A 379-nucleotide genomic window follows, 5' to 3' on the forward strand; every position below is an offset into this window, starting at 1 on the left:
TCACCTCCTTTCTAGAGTGCGCACGAAGTTAAGCGTCCACACTTATCGGCTGTAATTCAAAGAACAGTTATTTGGTGAAGCACGGTCCGTGACACAAGGTCACTGACTGGCTACTGATACTGATCCAAGCGGGTCTGTAGCTCAGCTGGTTAGAGCACCGTGTTGATAACGCGGGGGTCGTTGGTTCGAGCCCAACCAGACCCACCAAGGTTTCGGGGGTTTAGCTCAGCTGGGAGAGCACCTGCTTTGCAAGCAGGGGGTCGTCGGTTCGATCCCGTCAACCTCCACCAAGAAATGTCAAACCTAAGTCAGCGTTATGCGTATGACGTAGTGATTTAGGTTTGATCTTTTACGATCAATGGCTGTTTTTGTTCTTTAA

Annotated in this window: 2 tRNA genes; both read left to right on the forward strand. The window is 49.9% G+C overall.

Annotation, left to right across the window (positions count from 1 at the left end):
* The first annotated feature begins 130 nt into the window (after positions 1 to 130).
* Positions 131 to 207: transfer RNA gene (locus ACODSZ_RS23170), tRNA-Ile, on the forward strand.
* A 7-nt stretch (positions 208 to 214) separates the two neighbouring features.
* Positions 215 to 290: transfer RNA gene (locus ACODSZ_RS23175), tRNA-Ala, on the forward strand.
* The last annotated feature ends 89 nt before the right edge of the window (positions 291 to 379 follow it).

This window comes from Herbaspirillum sp. FG34, assembly GCF_057809315.1.